General features: G+C 63.8%; 17 protein-coding genes. 9 read left to right on the top strand and 8 right to left on the bottom strand.

What is annotated here, in order from left to right; all coding sequences use genetic code 11:
• Positions 1–10: 10 nt before the first annotated feature.
• The 3 genes from GV035_RS04385 to GV035_RS04375 all read right to left on the bottom strand — a co-directional run bounded on the left by GV035_RS04385 (position 11) and on the right by GV035_RS04375 (position 4,300).
• A complete protein-coding gene (locus GV035_RS04385; protein WP_159833737.1) occupies positions 11–1,411 on the bottom strand; it encodes an NCS2 family permease in 1,401 nt (466 codons plus the stop codon).
• A 336-nt stretch (positions 1,412–1,747) separates the two neighbouring features.
• Positions 1,748–3,481 carry a gamma-glutamyltransferase gene (gene ggt / locus GV035_RS04380; RefSeq protein ID WP_159833735.1) on the bottom strand — a complete coding sequence of 578 codons (1,734 nt, stop codon included), beginning with the start codon at positions 3,479–3,481 and terminating at the stop codon, positions 1,748–1,750.
• Positions 3,482–3,538: 57 nt separating this feature from the next.
• Positions 3,539–4,300: an SDR family NAD(P)-dependent oxidoreductase gene (locus tag GV035_RS04375; RefSeq protein WP_159833733.1), complete on the bottom strand. Its 762-nt coding sequence runs from the start codon at positions 4,298–4,300 to the stop codon at positions 3,539–3,541.
• 203 nt (positions 4,301–4,503) lie between these two features.
• Here GV035_RS04375 and GV035_RS04370 point away from each other — a divergent pair, with 203 nt between their 5' ends.
• From GV035_RS04370 to GV035_RS04340, 7 genes are all read left to right on the top strand, one after another.
• Positions 4,504–4,974 carry a VOC family protein gene (locus GV035_RS04370; protein ID WP_159833731.1) on the top strand — a complete coding sequence of 157 codons (471 nt, stop codon included), beginning with the start codon at positions 4,504–4,506 and terminating at the stop codon, positions 4,972–4,974.
• A 325-nt stretch (positions 4,975–5,299) separates the two neighbouring features.
• Positions 5,300–6,934 (top strand): peptide ABC transporter substrate-binding protein, encoded by a 1,635-nt coding sequence (locus tag GV035_RS04365; RefSeq protein WP_159833729.1) that lies wholly within the window; start codon positions 5,300–5,302, stop codon positions 6,932–6,934.
• Between the two features lie 18 nt (positions 6,935–6,952).
• A complete protein-coding gene (locus tag GV035_RS04360; protein ID WP_159833728.1) occupies positions 6,953–7,873 on the top strand; it encodes an ABC transporter permease subunit in 921 nt (306 codons plus the stop codon).
• An 11-nt stretch (positions 7,874–7,884) separates the two neighbouring features.
• Entirely contained in the window at positions 7,885–8,775 is an 891-nt protein-coding gene (locus tag GV035_RS04355) for an ABC transporter permease (RefSeq protein ID WP_442859517.1), read from the top strand.
• A gap of 3 nt (positions 8,776–8,778) precedes the next feature.
• Entirely contained in the window at positions 8,779–9,777 is a 999-nt protein-coding gene (locus GV035_RS04350) for an ABC transporter ATP-binding protein (protein WP_159833726.1), read from the top strand.
• The gene (oppF, locus tag GV035_RS04345) at positions 9,770–10,762 is read left to right on the top strand and encodes a murein tripeptide/oligopeptide ABC transporter ATP binding protein OppF (RefSeq protein WP_159833724.1); all 993 of its coding nucleotides are present in this window, start codon (positions 9,770–9,772) and stop codon (positions 10,760–10,762) included. Before GV035_RS04350 ends, oppF begins: the two co-directional genes overlap by 8 nt.
• A 189-nt stretch (positions 10,763–10,951) precedes the next feature.
• Entirely contained in the window at positions 10,952–12,361 is a 1,410-nt protein-coding gene (locus GV035_RS04340; RefSeq protein ID WP_159833722.1) for an OprD family outer membrane porin, read from the top strand.
• Between the two features lie 191 nt (positions 12,362–12,552).
• Here the strand turns inward: GV035_RS04340 and GV035_RS04335 are convergent, their stop codons facing one another.
• From GV035_RS04335 to hmpA, 5 genes are all read right to left on the bottom strand, one after another.
• Complete coding sequence (locus tag GV035_RS04335; RefSeq protein ID WP_159833720.1) at positions 12,553–12,924, bottom strand: hypothetical protein; 372 nt, start codon at positions 12,922–12,924, stop codon at positions 12,553–12,555.
• A gap of 6 nt (positions 12,925–12,930) precedes the next feature.
• Positions 12,931–13,743, bottom strand: a complete 813-nt coding sequence (locus tag GV035_RS04330; RefSeq protein ID WP_159833718.1) for a hypothetical protein — start codon at positions 13,741–13,743, stop codon at positions 12,931–12,933.
• Positions 13,744–13,920: 177 nt separating this feature from the next.
• Positions 13,921–14,292: a cupin domain-containing protein gene (locus GV035_RS04325; RefSeq protein ID WP_159834950.1), complete on the bottom strand. Its 372-nt coding sequence runs from the start codon at positions 14,290–14,292 to the stop codon at positions 13,921–13,923.
• A 43-nt stretch (positions 14,293–14,335) separates the two neighbouring features.
• Positions 14,336–14,773 (bottom strand): carboxymuconolactone decarboxylase family protein, encoded by a 438-nt coding sequence (locus GV035_RS04320; RefSeq protein WP_159833716.1) that lies wholly within the window; start codon positions 14,771–14,773, stop codon positions 14,336–14,338.
• A 199-nt stretch (positions 14,774–14,972) separates the two neighbouring features.
• A complete protein-coding gene (gene hmpA / locus GV035_RS04315) occupies positions 14,973–16,157 on the bottom strand; it encodes an NO-inducible flavohemoprotein (RefSeq protein ID WP_159833714.1) in 1,185 nt (394 codons plus the stop codon).
• Between the two features lie 119 nt (positions 16,158–16,276).
• Here hmpA and norR point away from each other — a divergent pair, with 119 nt between their 5' ends.
• On the top strand, positions 16,277–17,863 hold the full coding sequence (norR, locus tag GV035_RS04310; RefSeq protein ID WP_159833712.1) for a nitric oxide reductase transcriptional regulator NorR: 1,587 nt from the start codon (positions 16,277–16,279) through the stop codon (positions 17,861–17,863).
• 450 nt (positions 17,864–18,313) lie between these two features.
• On the top strand, positions 18,314–18,925 hold the full coding sequence (locus GV035_RS04305; RefSeq protein ID WP_159834949.1) for a c-type cytochrome: 612 nt from the start codon (positions 18,314–18,316) through the stop codon (positions 18,923–18,925).
• Positions 18,926–18,991: the final 66 nt, after the last annotated feature.

Below are 18,991 nucleotides of genomic sequence, written 5' to 3'. Positions count from 1 at the left end.
GCCGTCGCGCTCAGATTGCCCAGCCGCCGAGATAGAACACGGCGAGCGCAAGTGCAATCGCCACCGTTCCCACGTTGAGCTTGCGGATTTCGCCCGCCACGAGCCGCCCGATCACGAGCGTGCAAAAGCCGAGCATGATGCCCGTCACGATATTCGCCGTCAGCACGATGAACACCGCGCAGACGAGACCGGACATCGTGTCCACCGTGTCGTCCATGTGCAGCTTGGCGACGTTGCCGAGCATCAGCAAGCCGACGTACATCAGCGCCGGCGCGGTCGCGTAGGAGGGCACGAGGCTCGCGAGCGGCGACAGGAACATCACCGCGAGAAAGAGCGCGCCGACGACGCTCGCCGCGAGGCCGGTCTTCGCGCCCGCCGCCACGCCCACCGACGATTCGATATACGCCGCAGCCGGGGCTCCGCCGAAACACGCGGAGAAGATCGAGCTGATGGAATCCGCCGTCAGCGCGCGGCCGCCGTTCACGATGCGCCCGTTTTCGTCGATCTGACCCGCCTGGCCGGCGACCGCGCGGATCGTGCCGGTGGCGTCGAACACGGCGGTCATCACGAGTGCGAGCACGCTCGGCAGCACGGCCATCGACAGCGCGCCTTTGATGTCCATCGCGCCGATCAGCGACGCGTGGCCGGGCGCCGAGAGCGACGGCAACGCGAACACGCCGTGAAAGCGCACCGACGGGTCGATCACGAGGCCGATCGCCGAGAGCCCGACCACCACGAGCAGGATGCCGCCCGGCACGCGCCGCCGCTCCAGACCAAAGATGGCCGCGAGTCCGGCCACGGACATCAGCACGGGCAGCGCCGTGATGTGACCGAGCGAGACCGGCATGCCGGGCGCGGGATTCTTCACGATGAGGCCGACATCGTTCGATGCGATCAGGAGCAGAAACAGCCCGATGCCGATGCCCGTGCCATGCGCGACGCCTGTCGGCAGATTGCGCAGAATCCACGAGCGCACGCCGGTCACCGAAATGGCCGTGAACACGACGCCCATCAGGAACACCGCGCCGAGCGCGATGGCGGGCGAAAGGCCCTTGCCGAGTACGAGCCCGAACGCGGTGAACGCGGTCAGCGAAATGGCGCAGCCGATGGCGATGGGCAGCCGCGCCCACACGCCCATCAGCAGCGAGCCGAACGCGGTCGTCAGGCACACGGCGACGAACACCGCGCTCGTATCGAAGCCCGCCTTGCCGAGCATGCCCGGCACGACGAACACGGAGTAGACCATCGCGAGAAAGGTCGTGACGCCGGCCACGACTTCGCGTTTCGGCGTGCTGCCGGATTGAGAGATGCCGAAGTAGCGGTCGAGCACGCCGCCGCTGGCTGTGTGAAGGTCCTGTTCCCGGTTGACGGGCGCGATATCGCCAAGCTGCTGGGCGGGGGATTCCAACATGAGCTGCTCCTTTATCAGCACGCTGAAACAGGTGCCCGTGCGCGTGTCGCTGCGCACTGCGAGTCTGTCGTCAGGGTCGTCTCGTATGTAGTTCTGGATGCGCCGGGTGCGTCGCGCACAGCGGCGCATGGTGCACTCGGTCAGGACAGAGACTAGGGGAACGAAACGCGCGGTCCAATCCCGCGCGAAACATGCCGCTCATGCCAGCATTCTTATATTTCTAAGAATCCCGCCTGGGACGGGCTTCACAGCGGGAAGGACGACACTCCGGACTAGGGCAAACGCCTAGTCCGGAATGGACGCGGCGCTTTCAGTCTGAAAGCGCCGCCGCGGACCTTACTGAATTACCCGCGACACGCCGCGCCCACGCGGGTCTGACATCGGCTCGGGCGTTTCGCCGTTGATGCGGATCGCCTGAATGTCGCCGTTGAAGCCCTGCATCGCAAAGTTGTAGCCCTTCGCCTCCAGTTGCTTCACGACCTCCGGATCGAGCTGATGGAACGGCTCCTGATAGATCGTGTTCGGCGGCAGCAGTTGATGATGGAAGCGCGTCGCGCCGACCGCTTCCGCGAGCGGCATCTGGAAATCGTAGACGTTCGACAACACCTGGAAGATCGACGTGAAAATGCGCGATCCGCCCGGCGTGCCGATCACCATCGCGACCTGATCGTCCTTGGTGAGAATGGTCGGCGTCATCGACGAAAGCGGCCGTTTGCGCGGCGCGATGGCGTTCGCATCGCTACCCACGACGCCGAACATGTTCGCCACGCCCGGCTTGGCCGAGAAGTCGTCCATCTCGTCGTTCAGCACGACGCCCGTGCCTTCCGCGACCACGCCCGCGCCGAAATAGCCGTTGATCGTGTACGTGTTCGACACTGCGTTGCCCCATTTGTCGACGACCGAAAAGTGCGTCGTCTCGGCCTTCTCGGGCATCGACGTGCCGAGGCCCGGCTGGACGCTCTTCGTGTCGGACGGCGTGTCGGGATTGACTTCCTGCGCGCGCTTGAGAATGTAGTCGTCGTCGATCAATTGCGCGACCGGCACCTTGTAGAAGTCGGGATCGCCGAGATACTGCGCGCGGTCGGCGAACACGCGCTTCTCGATCTCCGCGACGAGGTGAATGTACTGCGCGGAGTCGAGCGGCACGCCTTCGAACTTGTCCTTCAGATCGGCCTTCATCTTCAGCAACTGCACGAGGCCGACGCCGCCCGAACTCGGCGGCGGCGCGGTGATGACGCGATAGCCGTTCCAGCTCGCCACCACGGGCTGCCGCCAAACCGCCTTGTACTCCTTCAGATCGCGTGCGGTGATGAGCCCGTGCCCCGTCATGGACGTGGCGATCAGTTCAGCGGTCTTGCCCTGATAGAAGCCTTTCGCGCCCTTGTCGGAAATGCGCTGCAGCGTCTGCGCCAGATCCGGCTGCTTGAAGACTTCGCCCGCCTTCATGCCGCCGAAATAAAGGTCGAAGTTGGTCTTGCCGGCGAATTCCTTCGACGCGCGGTCGCGCCGCTCGATCAGCTGATCGCCGACGACGAAACCGTCCTGCGCGTACTTGATCGCGGGCGCTAGCACCTGCTTCCACTTCAGCTTGCCGAAACGCTTCTGGGCTTCCCACATGCCTTCGACTGTGCCGGGCACGCCGACCGCGCGCGGTCCGTACAGGCTCATGCCCTTGATGACTTCGCCCTTGTCGTCGAGATACATGTTGCGCGTCGCGGAAATGGGCGCGCGCTCGCGATAGTCGAGGAAATACGGCCGATGGTCCACGTAGAGCGTCATGAACCCGCCGCCGCCGATGTTGCCCGCCTCGGGATACGTGACCGCGAGCGAGAACGCGATGGCGACTGCGGCATCGACCGCATTGCCGCCTTGCTTGAAGATTTGTTCGGCGGTGTCGGCGGCGTACTTGTCCGCGACGGCGACGGCCGAGCTCGTCAGAACGCGCTGCTGTGTGTCCGCTGTTTTCGCATAGGCGGGCGACGTTTCGACGAAGCCCGCGACGCTGAACGCGGCGGCGGCAGCGGCGGTCAGCGCGAGGGACCGAAAGCGATATGGCTGTTTCAAAGGCATCTCCTGCATTCTCCTTTTTTGGTATGACCTAGCGCCTTATAACACGGTCGGCGAGCTTCACGGCATCAACTGGCCGCCGTTGACGTCGATGATCTGACCCGTCACGTAGCGCGACAGCGCCTCCGAAGCGAGATAGAGGAACGCGCCGCTGCAATCGTCCGGCTCGCCGATGAAGCCCATCGGGATCGACTTGCGGAAGGCGTCGAGTTGCTCGGGCGTCGTGAAGCGGTCATGGAACGGCGTGCCGATGACGCCCGGCGCGACGGCGTTCACGCGAATGCGGTCGGCGGTGAATTCCTTCGCCATGCCCTTCGTGATCGTGCTGACGAAGCCCTTCGACGCCGCGTAGAGCAGCGCGCCCGGCCCGCCGCCGTTGCGCGCCGCCACCGACGTCACGTTGATGATCGAGCCGCCGCCGCCCGAGCGCAGCGACGGCAGCGCCGCCCGCGTGAACGCGACGACCGAGCGCGCGTTGATATGCATGATCTCGTCGAAGAGTTCGTCGGTGACGCTTTCGAGCGGCTCGCGCTTGACGAGGCTGCCCGCGTTGTTGATGAGCACGTCGATCTTGCCGAACGCATCGACCGTTTGCGCGACGGCGGCGTCGATCGCCTTTGAATCGCGCACGTCCGCGCCGACGGTGATCGCGCTCACGCCGAGCGCGCGCACGTCTTTCGCGACTTCCTCGGCCTTCTCCTTCGAACTGTTGTAGTGCACGGCGACATTCGCGCCGTAACGCCCGAACGCGCGGGCCGCTGCCGCGCCGATGCCCGTGCTGGCGCCGGTGATCAGAATCGACTTGCCTTTCAGATCGTGCATGACTGCTCCGTTTGATGAGGAAAGTGGAACGTGCTTCGACCGAGAGTATGAAGCGAATAGTGAAAAGTTGTTAAGCATGAGCGGCGCGAGAGGCCGGACGCTTTGCGGCGTCCGCCAAAAGCGGCACCATGGAACGTGCGCCGCGTGCGGCCTATCCGGCACACGCGGCAATGGCCAACTTTTGCGGATTTCAGGAGGCATTCATGAGTGCATCAGTCGATCCCATCCCCGAGGGCCGTCACGGCGTGATTCCGTATATCGCGGTGGCGGGCGGCGTCGCGGCCATCGACTTCTACAAGAAGGCGTTCGGCGCGACCGAAGTCTTCAGCATGCAGGAGCCGGGCGGGCGCATCGGCCATGCGGAATTGCTGATCGGCGGCAATCCGTTCTATCTCAGCGACGAATTCCCGGAAATGGACGTGAGAGGCCCGCTCGCGGTCGGTGGCACGCCGGTGATGCTGCATCTGTACGTGGAAGACGTCGATGCCGTGGTGCAGCGCGCCGTCGGCGAGGGCGCGACCATTCTGCGCCCGGTCGAAGACCAGTTCTATGGCGACCGCGGCGGCAAGGTGCGCGATCCGTTCGGTCATGTCTGGTGGATCGCGACGCACAAGGAAGACGTATCGCCCGAGGAGTTGCGCTTGCGCGCGGAACGTCTCTTCGGCGGGGCCTGATTCGCCAGAGCGGGGGTCGACGCGCGATCTAGCCAACGACCCCCGCTTCCTGACACCGATTCCAATCGCTCGTCCGAGCGATATTTCGAAAAATTTCGTCATCAGGTGCTGTTGCGGGTGGCATCCGCCTGACCGATGCGAAATACTCGCCGCCAGTCATCAAGCATATCGAGCGCCGCTCGGAAATATTCCGGACGCGGCGCACGGCTTGTCGCTCATTAGACGTACTAAGCACGCTCGCGCATTCGTTTAGGCAAAAGACGCTAAACGTGAGAGCGCGCGCTGCATCAAAAACAAGCAATACAACGAGACAAAGAGGAGTTCGATGAAGTCATTCGCCGCTTTCAACGCCTTCCATCGCGCGGCAGTCGCCGCCGCCAGCACCGCTTGCCTGCTTGCCGCGATACCCGCTTCCGCGGCCATCGTGCCGCCGGGCGTGACGCTTGCCGCAAAGCAGGAACTGGTGCGCAACAACGGCTCGGAAGTGGAGACGCTCGATCCGGCGCTCGTCGAATCGGTCGGCGCGGCGAATCTGGCGCGCGATCTCTTCGAAGGGCTGACCGCGACCAACGGCGACGGCGCGGTCGTTCCCGGCGTCGCGGAAAAGTGGGAGCAGAAGGACGCGACGACGTGGCTTTTCCATTTGCGCAAGAACGCGCGCTGGTCCAACGGCGACACCGTGGCCGCCAGCGACTTCGTCTACGGCTGCCAGCGTTTCATCGACCCGAAAACGGCGTCGTCGTACGCGAGCGTCTTCGGGCCGTTTCTGCTGAACGGCGCGGATATCGTCGCGGGCAAGAAGCCGGCGAGCGCGCTCGGCGTGCGCGCCATCGACGCGACGACGCTCGAAGTCAAGACTTCAGGTCCGGTGCCGTTTCTGCCCGAACTGATGTCGAACGCGAATCTCGGGCCGGTGCATCGCGCGACCTTGGAGAAGTTTGGCAAGGAGTGGACGAAGCCGGGCAATCTCGTGAGCAACGGTCCTTTCCAGTTAAAGGACTGGCAGGTCAACAGCAAGCTCGTGCTCACCAGGAATCCGAACTACTGGGACAAGGACCACGTTCAGTTGACGAAGGTCACGTACTTGCCGGTGGAGGACGAGAACACGGACGTCAAGCTCTTCCAGTCCGGCGAGAACGACATGACGTATCAACTGCCCACCGGCACATACGCGAAGTACCGCCAGCAGTTCCCGAACGACATCCGCAATTCGCTGATTCTCGGCACGCGCTATTACAGCTTCAATAACCGCGATCCGCTCTTGAAGGACGTGCGCGTGCGCAAGGCGCTTTCCATGGTGATCGACCGCGATCTGCTCGCGCAGCGCGTGACCGCCGACGGCCAGACGCCGAGCTACGGCCTGCTGCCGAAGGGCGTGAGCGGCGCGGACGTGTCGGCCTACGAATGGGCGAGCTGGCCCATGGAAAAGCGCGTCGCGGAAGCGAAGAAGCTGCTCGAACAGGCGGGCGTGAAGCCCGGCACGACGCTGCGCTTCGCGATGAACACGAGCGACTACAACAAGAAAATAGCGATCTTCGCGGCATCCGAATGGAAGACGAAGCTGGGCCTCGTCACCGATATCGAATCGATGGAATTCAAGGTGCTGCTGAAAAAGCGCCATGACGGCGATTACCAGATTGCGCGCAACGGCTGGGTAGCGGACTACAACGACGCGACCACCTTCCTCACGCTCGTGCAGTGCAAGTCGGAGCAGAACGACAACTTCAACTGCAATCCGAGGGCCGACGCGCTCGTCAAACAGGCGAGCGAGACCACGGACGCGGTCAAGCGCAAGCAACTGCTGACCGAAGCAGCGAAGCTCGTGATGGACGACTATCCGATGCTGCCGCTCCTGCAATACGGCTTGCCGCGCCTGGTCCGTAGCTATGTCGGCGGCTATTCGCTGAAGAATCCGATGGATCACTACAGCAGCAAGGACCTCTACATCGTCAAGCATTGACGACAAGGACGCGCTCTCATGTGGTCATATGCCCTGCGTCGCGTGCTGCTCACGCTGCCGACGCTCCTGATCGTCGTGACGGTCTGTTATCTGCTGCTGCACGCCACGCCCGGCGGTCCGTTCGACGGCGAGCGCAAGGTTTCCGCCGAAGTGCTTGCGAACCTGCAGGCGAAATATCACCTCGGCGAGCCATTGTGGAAGCAGTATCTGCTGTACCTCGACGGTCTCTTGCACGGCGATCTCGGCGCGTCGTTCCGCTACGCCGACTGGAGCGTGAACGAACTCGTGCTGCGCGCGCTGCCGGTGTCGCTGGCGATCGGCGGCGTGTCGATGGCGCTCGCCATCGTCATCGGCGTGCTGCTGGGCGCGGGCGCGGCGCTGCGGCGTAACAGCATCGCGGATTACGCGCTCATGCTCGTCAGCAACGCGGGCAACGCGTTTCCGTCGTTCGTCATCGGGCCGGTGCTGATTCTCGTGTTCGCCATCGGCCTGAAATGGCTGCCGGCGGGCGGCTGGAACGGGTCGGACGTGCGCTACATGGTCTTGCCGGTGGCGCTGCTCGTGATGATCAACGTCGCGACGGTCGGCCGCGTCACGCGCGCAAGCCTGATCGAAGTGATGAACACGCCGTACATTCGCACCGCTCGCGCGAAGGGCCTGCCGATGCGGACCATCGTGCTGCGCCATGCGCTCAAGCCGACGCTGATTCCCGTCGTCTCCGTGATCGGGCCGCTCGCGATCGCGTCGATCACGGCGGCGGTCGTCACTGAATCCGTGTTCTCGCTGCCGGGCATCGGCAAGCTGATCGTGAACGGCGCGGCCAATCGCGACTACACGCTCGTGCTCGGACTCGTCGTGCTCGTCACGGTCGTGGCCGTGCTGCTCAACCTGCTGGTCGATCTCGCCTACGCGTGGCTCGATCCGAAGATCCGTTACTGAGAGGGCGCACGATGAAATCTGCTTCTCTGGCGCCGATGCTCGAACAGGCGGTCGCAGGCCGCAGTCCGTGGCAGGACGCGCGTGCGCGTTTTCTGCGCAACAAGGCGGCGGTCGTGAGCCTCGCTCTGCTCGTCGCCATCACGCTCGCGTGCATCGTCGGGCCGTGGGTATTGCCGAACGCGTTCGATTCCGCCGACTGGAACGCGATGAGCGTGCCGCCCACCTTCGATCACTGGCATCTTTTCGGCACCGACGAAACCGGGCGCGACCTGCTCGTGCGCTGTCTCGTGGGCGGCCGCGTCTCGCTCGTGATCGGCGCGCTCGCCACGCTCACGTCCGTGACGCTCGGCATCGTCTGGGGCGCGATTGCCGGCTTCATCGGCGGACGCGTCGACAACGCGATGATGCGCTTCGTCGACATGATGTACGCCATTCCGTATCTGCTCATCGCCATTCTGATGGTGACGCTGCTCGGCCGCGCGTTCTATCTCGTCGTGCTGACCATCACCGTGTTCTCTTGGATGGACATGGCGCGCGTGGTGCGCGGCCAGACGCTCGCGATCCGATCGAAGGAGTACGTCGAGGCGGCGCGCGCCATCGGCGTGCCGACGCGGCGCATCATCGCGCGGCATGTCGTGCCGAATCTGCTCGGCATCGTCGCCATCTACACGACCGTCACCGTGCCCGGCGTGATTCTCACGGAGTCGGTGCTGTCGTTCCTCGGCCTCGGCGTGCAGGAGCCCATGACGAGCTGGGGCGTGCTGATTCAGGACGGCGTCGGCGTGATGGAAGCGTCGCCGTGGATTTTGCTGTTTCCGGCCGCGCTGCTGTCGGTCACGCTCTATTGCATCAATTTTGTCGGCGACGGGCTGCGCGATGCGCTCGATCCGAAGGACAGGTGAGCCATGCCGCTAGTCGAAATCAACGATCTGCGAGTGGAATTCGCGACGCATGACGCCGCCGTGCGCGCGGTCAACGGCGTGAGCTTCACGCTGGAAGAGGGCGAAACGCTCGGCATCGTCGGCGAATCGGGGTCGGGCAAAAGTCAGACCGTGCTCGCGATGCTCGGGCTGCTGGCGTCGAACGGGCGCGCCAGCGGGCGCGCGCTGTATCGCGGCGAGAACCTGCTCGGCCTGTCCGCCAAGGCGCTGAACCGCCTGCGCGGCAACCGCCTCTCGATGATCTTTCAGGACCCGATGAGCTCGCTCAATCCGTACCTGACGATCGAGCGGCAAATGACCGAAGTGCTCGAACTGCACAAGAACATGACGCGCCGCGAGGCGAAGAAGCGGGCGATCGCCATGCTCGAGGCCGTGCGTATTCCCGAGGCGGCGCATCGCATCGGACAGTATCCGCACGAGTTGTCGGGCGGCATGCGGCAGCGCGTGATGATCGCGATGGCGCTGCTCTGCGAGCCCGAAGTGCTGTTCGCCGACGAGCCGACCACCGCGCTCGACGTCACCGTGCAGGCGCAGGTGCTGCAACTGCTGCGTGATTTGCAGCGCGACTTCGGCACGTCCATCGTGCTGATCACGCACGATCTCGGCGTCGTTGCGGGCCTGTGCGAGAAGGTCATGGTCATGTACGGCGGCCGCGTGATGGAACAGTGCGACGCGGCCACGCTGTTCGCGAAGCCCTCGCATCCGTACACCATCGGCTTGCTGCGCGCGTTGCCGCGGCTGGATCAGCAGGGCGGCGAACTCACGGGGATTCCGGGCAATCCGCCGAACATGGCGCATCCGCCGGCGGGCTGTCCGTTCCACGAGCGTTGCGCCGATGCCGCCGCCGAGTGCGCCGAGCGCGCGCCCGCGCTTACCGCCGTGGACGGCGCGCACTGGCTGCGCGCGTGCCATCGGCCCGTCGATGCGTTGAAGACGCGCTATCGGGAGACAAGCCATGTCTGACGTGACGGCATCGACCATTCTTTCGGTGCGCGACATGCGCGTGCATTTCCAGGTGAAGGCCAAGAGCCGTCTGCCGTGGGCGGCCTCGCGCACGCTGAAGGCCGTCGACGGCGTGAGCTTCGAGCTTCGCGCGGGCGAAACGCTCGGCGTGGTCGGCGAATCGGGCTGCGGCAAGTCGACGCTTTCGCGCGCCATCCTGAACCTGATTCCCGCGACGAGCGGTGAAATCGTGTGGATGGGCGCGGACCTCACGCGCGCGTCACAGCGCGCATGGCATGCGTTGCGCGCCGACGCGCAGATGATCTTTCAGGATCCGCTCGCGTCGCTCGATCCGCGCATGACGGTCGGGCAGATCATCGCGGAGCCGTTGACGGAGCATCGGCCGGGCATCGGCAAGCCGGAAAGCGATGCCCGCGTGCGCGCGATGATGACGAAAGTGGGCCTGCGCGAACAGATGATCAACCGCTATCCGCACGAGTTCTCGGGCGGGCAGTGTCAGCGTATTGGGATTGCGCGGGCGCTGATCGTCGAACCGAAGCTCGTCATCTGCGACGAACCCGTTTCCGCGCTCGACGTCTCCATTCAGGCGCAGATCGTCAATCTGCTGAAGTCGCTGCAGGCGGAGATGAAGCTCTCGCTGATCTTCATCGCGCACGATCTGGCGGTGGTGCGCCATATCTCGGACCGCGTCATGGTGATGTACCTCGGCCGCGTGATGGAGCTCGCCGACAAGCACGCGCTCTACGACACGCCGCGTCATCCGTACACGCGCGCGCTGCTGTCGGCGGTGCCGGTGCCCGATCCGGCCATCGAGCGCGGCAAGACGGTGCAGATTCTGTCGGGCGATATTCCGAGCCCCATCGATCCGCCTTCAGGCTGCGTGTTCCATACGCGTTGCCCGACGGCACAGGCGCGCTGCTCGCAGGAAACGCCCGCGCTGCGCGCGCTGGGTGAGGGCGCGTCGGCCGCGTGCTTCTTCGCCTGACGCCCGCGCTCTATCAGGTCATGCGGGGGCGAAGGAACCTTAAGCGCGCGTCGCTAGTTTTTTGGACCGCAACCGCGTTGCGTTTGCCCCGACCTGTTCGGTCGCCGGGCGCGGCTCGTTGCAGCCGTCGATTTTGTTTGTTGGATTGTGCAGTCCGCAGGTTGAGTCAGTTGTTTGGAGATACTTATCATGAAAAAAGAAAAACTTTCAGTCGCACTTTCGATTTTGCTTTTTAGCGGCGTCATGGCCGCGAATGTGGCCGCGTATGGTCAGGAAGCCAGTGCGGGCGCCGACACGGAGCCGCTTTCACGCCATACCGAAGCTGTCCCAAGTTCGCCGCCCAATACGGAAGCGGATGCGCCGGTGAGCAATCAGGCCAAATCGAAGGGCTTTATCGAAGATTCGCATTTCAACGTGCTGGGCCGGTCTTTCACGGAGCATTTCGAACCGAAGGGCGCAGAAAAGAAGGACGCTTGGGTGCTCGGCGCGCAGGCGGCGTTCGAATCCGGCTTCACGCGCGGCTTGATCGGGCTCGGCGGCGATGTCTCTCTGTTCGGCGCGTTCAAGCTGAACGGCGGCAAGGGCGCGGGCACGCGCGTTCACGTCGGCACGGACGGCGGCGGCGCGAACCAGCTCGCGTGGGCCTATCCCGGCGTGTGGGACGTGAAGGCGCGCGTGTCGAATACGGTGCTCAAGTATGGCCAGCAACTCTTCGATAACCCGTTCCTCGTGCCGCACGACAACCGCGCGCTGCCGCCGACTTATCGCGGCTTCTCGCTCGCGAGCGACGAGTTCAAGAATCTCACGCTGAAGGCCGGCACGGTGGACGGCGTGATCTCGCGCGGCATGACGACCGTGACGGGGCTGTCGACTGAATATGGCGGCAAGCACGTATCGCAGTTCACGTACTTTGGCGGCGACTGGACGCGCGGTGACGATACCGCCGTCACGCTCTACGGCAGCGTCGCGAACAACGTGTGGCAGCAGTACTATCTTTCGGCGACGCAGAGCATTGGCGACGCGAAGTCGGTGCGCTGGACGGGCGCGCTCAACTATTACTACACGGGCGCGATCGGCGACAAGCGTCAAGGCCCGATCAACAATAACGCGTATAGCCTGGCGCTCGCCGGCACGCACGGCGCGCATACGCTGCAATTCGCCTTCCAGCAAATTCTCGGCGACCAGATGTTCGATTACATGCACGAGTCGGGCGGCGATTATCTGTCCAATTCGCTGGATGTCGACTATAATCAGCCGCACGAAAAATCCGTGAGCCTGTCGTATTCACTGAACCTGAAAGACTATGGCGTGCCCGGCGTCAAGGTGACGACATGGGTCGCGTACGGCTGGGGCGCCGACGGCAGCGCCATGGCCAATAGCGGCACCGTGAACGCGAGCAGCTATATCGTGAATGGCGAGCCGGTGCACGGCACGCATCATGAATTCGGCATTATTCCGAGTTACACGGTGCCGGATGGCAAGTTCAAGAATACGTCGGTGAAGTTCTATTACATGCACCATGTGGGAAGCGCGTATTACTCGGATGCTTCGAGCGACGTTTATCGGCTGATGGTGAATGTGCCGGTTAATGTGTTTTGACGAGTGATGTGGGTGGCTCGGGGCGCGGTCTGATCGGCGTGGAGCGTTTGACGTCACGTGAATGCGTGTAGCGGATTCCCCTAAGCGCCACGCCCATCGCCCGGCAGGTACGTTACTGCCGGGCTTTGCCTCGCCGATTCGGTACGTTGGGTCGCAGCCTGCCGCTTGCAGATGGCTCTGTTCGTCGCGCGCTAGTTCCGTAGTTGATGCGTTGCCGTCATGTCCGTCACTTCCAGCGATTCACATTCGACGGTCATTTCGGCCCCAGCAGCCGCGTAGACTCGGGCGATCAGGCTTCCGCGCGTTTTGCCGAATTGGTCGGACTTGGCTAACAGCGTCAAAGCCGACTGATATTCGGCCCCCTCTGCCGGAAGCACTTCAATCTCGTACACGATATTCAAGATGGCAAAGTGCTCGACTACACACCGGCTAGTTCCAACAAACGCGAGTTCGGCCCGCTTTGCGTCGAAAGACAGGCCCAGGACGAGCCTACTGCCTTCGCGACATGAAAGTGAGTTGATCTGCCAATCGTGAAAGCATACGTACTTGTTCAGAATGTCCATAACGGCTCATAAAATTGATACGGGATTTCCTGCATCACGCGCGCCGTCATCCCAGTTGTGCGAATGCGGTGCGCCGAATCCGTGATCATGGGCGAAGTCGATGTCCACCGCCGCATTCCCGTTTTCGTCGTAGTAGCGCCATTGCTTTTTCCCTGATGGATTCTCGAGCCAACTATTCGGTGGGCCACCAGTGCTCGGTAACCAAGCCGTCTGCATAGCATCGCTGGCATCGCCCGGCTGATAGTCGAACGGCGTTGCGTCGGCAAAAATGCCATTGTCAGCGTCACCGAAGCTCTCTCGCACTAAATCGCCGCGGCTTTCATCACGTAGGCTGCCGATAGCCCGCGCAATCCTGCCATCCGGCAGCCGATCCCCCGGCTTCGCAAGCCACGCCGCCATGCAGTCGTCAGCGAAAAGCCGAATGGGAGCAGGGCGCTCGTACGAGGGAACGCTCGCTATGCGCGGCGCGCCCCTGAAAAGCTGCGACGGCGTGAACGTCACCGAACGCGGCGTCGGCATGTCGCCGCCGTGGCTGCCGCAGAGACCGCTTCCCGGCCTATCCGCTATCGTGACCAACTCACCCGATTCGATGGCGCGCCGAACCTTCCATCGCGCGTTGGAAACGTCGGCGTCGTCGATGCCTAATACCGCTTGCAGCTTCGCCATGAACGCCGGATCGTGCATCCAGTCGGCCGCATCGGCCAGAAACCTTCGCCTGCCTTCGGCGGCGCGCAGTCTCTCGTCCGCGTTGACGAAGTGTCTGTCGCGTCTTAGATACAACGTGAGCGACCACTTGTCGGCTCTTATCCTGCTAGGCAATTGTGCGTGCTCCCCGATACGAAGTCGGGGAGATAGTTACACGCTGCAATGGGCGAGGAACAGTGCGTTTGTCTGAAAGTCAGCACCGTGGCGGCGGATGCTTCGCGCCGCGTTGGCAACGTCCGCGCGCCGGCCGAATGAGGCGTCGCATCCCCCGCAACGTCCCCGCCGTGGCCCTTAGTGTCCAATCGGCAACTTAACCGCCTGTCCTTCACCGGCAATCGCGAACACAAGCAGCTTCGCCGGCTCGGTGTCGCTCGCGTTCTTCGACACGATATGACGCGCGCCCGGCGGCTCATACCACGACTCGCCCGGCCCGTACGTTTTCGCAGCCGATCCTTCCAGCTGCGAGACGACGTGTCCCTCGAGCACATAGGCGAAGATCGATCCCGGATGCCGATGCGGCTCCGAAGCCTGTCCCGGCTTGTATGCGACGGTGGCAAGCAGCACGTTCTTGCCCGCGGCCTCCGGCACCGCCTGTTTCATGACCGGCGTGACCGTTTCGGACTCGCCGTCATGCGCGAAGGCGCTCGCACTGCAAAGCACCATCGCCGTCAGCCACGCTATTCGGCGTATCGTCACGATGCGCTCCTCAGGCAGGCATTTTGCGAAACGCGATCGCGAGGCGGTTCCAGCTATTGATCGCCGAGACAAGCAACGTCAGGTCGACAAGCTCTTCATCGCTGAAATGCGGCCTCACCGCTTTCCACACTGCATCGGGAACGTGATCGTGCGAGACGAGCGTCACCGCTTCCGTCCATTCCAGCGCGGCGCGTTCTCGGTCCGTGAAGAACGGCGTCTCGCGCCACACGACCACCGTCGCCAGCCGGCGTTCCGTTTCGCCACCCTTGCGGGCGTCCGACGTGTGCATGTCGACGCAGAACGCGCAGCCGTTGATCTGCGAAGCGCGCAGCCGCACGAGTTCGGCCAGCGACTTTTCAATCGACGATTTGCCGATGCGTTCCTCGACGCCGAGGAGCGCCTTGACGGCGGCGGGGCTGGCTTTGTAGAAATCGAGACGCTGTTCCATGATGGTGTCCTTGATCGGTTGAAGAGTGCGCCAGTAGCGGCGCGACAGACACAGAATAGGCGTACGGGTGGCGATATCAAATGACCGTTTTTCGGAAATTTTGGGTGACCACTGCGCTCCGCCTTAACCGGTTCGGGGAACGTGAAAACGGACCCGCCGTTAGCCAGCGCGGGTCCGTTTTCTTGACGCGGAACAGCAATCAGTCGAGCGCCGCAGCCGGCCCGAAGAATTCGTAGCGGCTCTGCGCCTCGGGCACGCCCAGCGCCTTCAGATGCTTCTTCACCGCCCGCATGAACGATTTCGGTCCGAGAAAATACGCGTCGACATCGCGGTTCTTCGGCAGCCACGCATTGAGCAGCGTCTCATTGACGAAGCCGAAACCGTGCGCCTCGTTATCGCCGTCGCGCCGATGCTCGTAGCAATAGAAGCGCTTCAGTTGCGGATGACGCGCGGCCAGTTCATCGATGGTCTCGCGGAACGCGTGCGCGCCGCCGTGCCGCGCTGCGTGGATGAAGTGGATCGGACGCTTGGTCGCGGCGAGCGCGGCGTGCAGCATGGCGAGCGTCGGCGTGATGCCCACGCCGCCGCTGATCAGAACGAGCGGCTTATCGCCGTGCTCGAGCTTGAAGTCGCCCGCGGGCGGATAAAGATCGAGCGTGTCATGTTCCTGAACCTGGTCGTGCAGGAAGCTCGACACTTTGCCTTCTTTCTCGCGCTTCACGCTGATGCGATAGTCGCGGCCGTTGGGCGCCGCCGACAGCGAATAATTGCGACGCAGTTCCTCGCCGTCGATGAACAGGCGCAGCCCGATGTACTGGCCCGGATGGAAATCGAGCAGGCTGCCGCCGTCTTCCGGCACGAGATAGAAGGACGTGATCTCATCGCTTTCCGCGACCTTGCGGGCAACGACGAAGCGCCGCGTGCCACGCCATCCGCCCGGCGCGTGCTCGCGCTCGCTGTAGATGCCTTCTTCCAGCCCGATCAGCAGATCGGCAAGCTGACCATAGGCAGCGGCCCACGCTTCGATCACGGCATCGGTGGCGATTTCCGCGCCGAGCACTTCGCGGATCGACCTGAGCAGGCAGCTTCCGACGATCGGATAATGCTCCGGCTGTATGTTCAGCGCGACGTGCTTGTTGATGATCTGACCGACGAGTCCGCCGAGCTTCTCGAGTTCGTCAATATGACGCGCGTACATCAGCACGCCGTGGGCGAGCGCGCGCTGCTGGGCGCCGCTCGCCTGATGCGCCTGGTTGAACATCGGACGCACTTCGGGGTGTTCGTTCAGCATCGTGGCGTAGAAGTGGCGCGTGAGCGCCTCGCCGCCGCTTTCCAGAAGCGGGACGGTGGCTTTGATGATGGCACGGTGTTCTGCTGACAGCATGGTGTAGTCCTCGTGACAAGGGCGGAGCAGACGTGCTCCGCAAGCGGTTTATGTGCTGCAGATATACAGATTCCGTGCCAGTATAGAATACACGTATATTCAACCATTTACGAAAGATCATGGTCGATTCGACCCTAGTCCAAAAGACTGCCAATGTGGTCGCAATGACTTCGCGCGTCGTGCTCGACGCCTTGGTGCCGCTCATCGAAGACCTGTCGCAGGAGATGCCTGAGGCCGAGCGTTACCGCCGGCTGCTGAGCACGCTGCGCGCGCTCTTCCCGAGCGATGCCGCCGCGCTCCTGCGGCTCGACGGTGACACGCTGGTGCCGCTCGCCATCGACGGCTTGTCGAGCGATACGCTCGGCCGGCGCTTTCTCGTGCGCGATCATCCGCGCTTCGCTCGCATCCTCGCGCGCCCGGAGCCGACGCGCTTTCCCGCCCATTCGAGTCTTCCCGATCCGTACGACGGCCTCGTCACGCACGCGGGCGCGCATCTCGAAGTCCACGATTGCCTCGGCAGCCCGCTTTTCATCGGCGGCCGGCCCTGGGGCGTGCTGACGCTCGATGCGCTCGATCCCGCGCGCTTCGACGGCCTCGACATGGCTTCGCTGCAGGCGTTCCTGAGTCTGACCGCGGCGACCGTGAGCGTCGCCGAACGCATCGAGCGGCTCGCGCGCAGCAGCGAGGCCGAACGGCAACGCGCCGAAGTGTTCCGGCAGGCAAGCGGCCCGCGCCGCCGCGAGATGATCGGCAGCAGCGCGCAGCACAAGCATCTGCTCGAAGAGATAGGCACGGTCGCGTCGAGCGATCTGACCGTGCTGATCACCGGCGAGACGGGCGTCGGGAAGGAACTCGTCGCGTCGGAGATTCACGCGCGTTCGCCGCGCGCCGACAAGCCGCTCGTGAGCCTCAACTGCGCGGCGCTGCCCGATACGCTGGTCGAAAGCGAGCTTTTCGGGCACGTGCGCGGGGCGTTCTCGGGCGCGTCGGCGGATCGGCGCGGCAAGTTCGAGCTGGCGGACGGCGGCACGCTGTTCCTCGATGAAGTCGGCGAACTGCCGCTTGCCGTGCAGGCCAAGCTGCTGCGCGTCTTGCAGAACGGCCAATTGCAGCGCATCGGTTCGGATAGCGAGCATCGCGTGGATGTGCGGCTGATCGCCGCGACGAACCGCGATCTGGCCGAGGAAGTGCGCGCTGGACGGTTTCGCGCGGACCTGTATCACCGCTTGTCGGTGTATCCGCTCGTCGTTCCGCCGCTGCGCGAGCGCGGCCGCGATGTTTTGCTGCTTGCCGGCTACTTTCTCGAAGAGAACCGCTCGCGGCTGGGTCTGTTGAGCCTGCGTCTTTCCGCTGATGCGCAGGCCGCGCTTCTTGCCTATCGCTGGCCGGGCAACGTGCGCGAACTGGAGCATCTGATCGGGCGAAGCGCGTTGAAGGCTCTCTCGGCGCATCGCGAACGGCCGCGCATTCTGACGCTGACCGCCGCCGACTTCGGTATCGGCGATACGGCCAGCATCGCACCGCCAAGCGCGCCCGCCGTCGATGCGCCCGCCGTCGGCCTGCGCGAAGCCGTCACGGCATACGAGCGCACGCTGGTTCTCGATGCCCTCGCGCGCAATCAGCAGAACTGGGCGTCGACGGCGCGTGAGTTGGGCATCGACCGGGCGAACCTAAACCGGCTCGCGCGACGCCTCGGGCTCAAATAGACCGCGCGCCACGTCGTCCGTGTCTCGAAATACGCGGCGATCTCCCGCAAAGCCAATTCGTAAGCAGGACCGAGACGGTCAACTGCTCAGTTGAGCATCTCGAAATAATGCTTTCTTTGTCCAAACGCAAAGTTTTGTGTCGTCTTGTCACGCGCAGCGATCGCATGTATTGAGACAATCTCGGGGCTGGAGAAAACGAAGCGCGTCTCCTACCATCTGAAAAAAGCCAAGCGGAACCCGCCACCGGCAAGACTTGCAGCTTCGAAGAACAGCGTCGGCGTGCCCGTTGCATCAAGGCCGCGCGTCGAAACCAAAATGACAACCTGAAACGGGGGATACGTGGGAAACGTGGCTCAGCGCAGCGCCTTGTTCCTCATTTCGGCGCTCTTCACGTTGTGCGGCATCGAGGCATGCGCCGCGGATGCGCCTCTCGAACGCGCGCCCGACACGATGCAGGCGCGCGTCATGGGCTGCGCCGCGTGCCACGGCGCGCACGGCGAGGGCACCGACAACGACTACTTCCCGCGCCTCTCGGGCAAGCCCGCCGGCTATCTGTACAACCAACTGCTCGCGTTTCGCGACGGCCGGCGCAAGTACCCGCCGATGAACTACCTGCTCGCGTACCTGCCGGACGCGTACCTGAAGCAGATCGCCGATTACTTCGCCGCCGAGCGCCCGCCGTTCCCGCCGCCGTCCGCCGCCACCGTCGATGCGAAGACGCTCGATCTCGGCAAGACGCTCGTCACCAAGGGCGATGCCTCCGGCAAGGTGCCCGCTTGCGTCAGTTGCCACGGCGCGTCGATGACCGGCATGGAGCCCGCGATTCCCGGCCTCCTCGGCCTGCATGCGGACTACATCAGCGCGCAACTGGGCGCATGGCGCTACGGCACGCGCTCGACCGTCGCGCCGGACTGCATGCGCCAGGTCGCCCAGCTTCTGAGCGAGCGGGACATCACCGCGATTTCCGCCTATCTGGCTTCGCTGCCCGCGCCGGCCAATCCGACGCCTGTCGCCGCCGGCTCACTGAAGATGCCGCTCGCGTGCGGCAGCGTCCAACACTAGAGAGGGCCGACGTGCTTCGTTTCAGACAACTTGGGGCGCTTGCCGTGGCGGTCTTCTTCGCGGCGT

Origin of the sequence: Burkholderia sp. 8Y (genome assembly GCF_902506145.1) — a bacterium.
GTDB lineage: Bacteria > Pseudomonadota > Gammaproteobacteria > Burkholderiales > Burkholderiaceae > Caballeronia.
This window is presented reverse-complemented; position numbering and strand designations above follow the sequence as displayed.

Excerpts from the sequence above, each read along its gene's own strand:
- norR (WP_159833712.1), top strand. The coding sequence starts at position 16,277 with ATGGTCGATTCGACCCTAGTCCAAAAGACTGCCAATGTGGTCGCAATG.
- GV035_RS04385 (WP_159833737.1), bottom strand. The coding sequence starts at position 1,411 with ATGTTGGAATCCCCCGCCCAGCAGCTTGGCGATATCGCGCCCGTCAAC.
- GV035_RS04375 (WP_159833733.1), bottom strand. The coding sequence starts at position 4,300 with ATGCACGATCTGAAAGGCAAGTCGATTCTGATCACCGGCGCCAGCACG.
- GV035_RS04335 (WP_159833720.1), bottom strand. The coding sequence starts at position 12,924 with ATGGACATTCTGAACAAGTACGTATGCTTTCACGATTGGCAGATCAAC.
- GV035_RS04350 (WP_159833726.1), top strand. The coding sequence starts at position 8,779 with ATGCCGCTAGTCGAAATCAACGATCTGCGAGTGGAATTCGCGACGCAT.
- ggt (WP_159833735.1), bottom strand. The coding sequence starts at position 3,481 with ATGCCTTTGAAACAGCCATATCGCTTTCGGTCCCTCGCGCTGACCGCC.
- GV035_RS04340 (WP_159833722.1), top strand. The coding sequence starts at position 10,952 with ATGAAAAAAGAAAAACTTTCAGTCGCACTTTCGATTTTGCTTTTTAGC.
- GV035_RS04365 (WP_159833729.1), top strand. The coding sequence starts at position 5,300 with ATGAAGTCATTCGCCGCTTTCAACGCCTTCCATCGCGCGGCAGTCGCC.
- GV035_RS04370 (WP_159833731.1), top strand. The coding sequence starts at position 4,504 with ATGAGTGCATCAGTCGATCCCATCCCCGAGGGCCGTCACGGCGTGATT.
- GV035_RS04305 (WP_159834949.1), top strand. The coding sequence starts at position 18,314 with ATGCAGGCGCGCGTCATGGGCTGCGCCGCGTGCCACGGCGCGCACGGC.
- GV035_RS04355 (WP_442859517.1), top strand. The coding sequence starts at position 7,885 with ATGAAATCTGCTTCTCTGGCGCCGATGCTCGAACAGGCGGTCGCAGGC.
- GV035_RS04360 (WP_159833728.1), top strand. The coding sequence starts at position 6,953 with ATGTGGTCATATGCCCTGCGTCGCGTGCTGCTCACGCTGCCGACGCTC.
- oppF (WP_159833724.1), top strand. The coding sequence starts at position 9,770 with ATGTCTGACGTGACGGCATCGACCATTCTTTCGGTGCGCGACATGCGC.
- GV035_RS04325 (WP_159834950.1), bottom strand. The coding sequence starts at position 14,292 with ATGGTGCTTTGCAGTGCGAGCGCCTTCGCGCATGACGGCGAGTCCGAA.
- hmpA (WP_159833714.1), bottom strand. The coding sequence starts at position 16,157 with ATGCTGTCAGCAGAACACCGTGCCATCATCAAAGCCACCGTCCCGCTT.
- GV035_RS04320 (WP_159833716.1), bottom strand. The coding sequence starts at position 14,773 with ATGGAACAGCGTCTCGATTTCTACAAAGCCAGCCCCGCCGCCGTCAAG.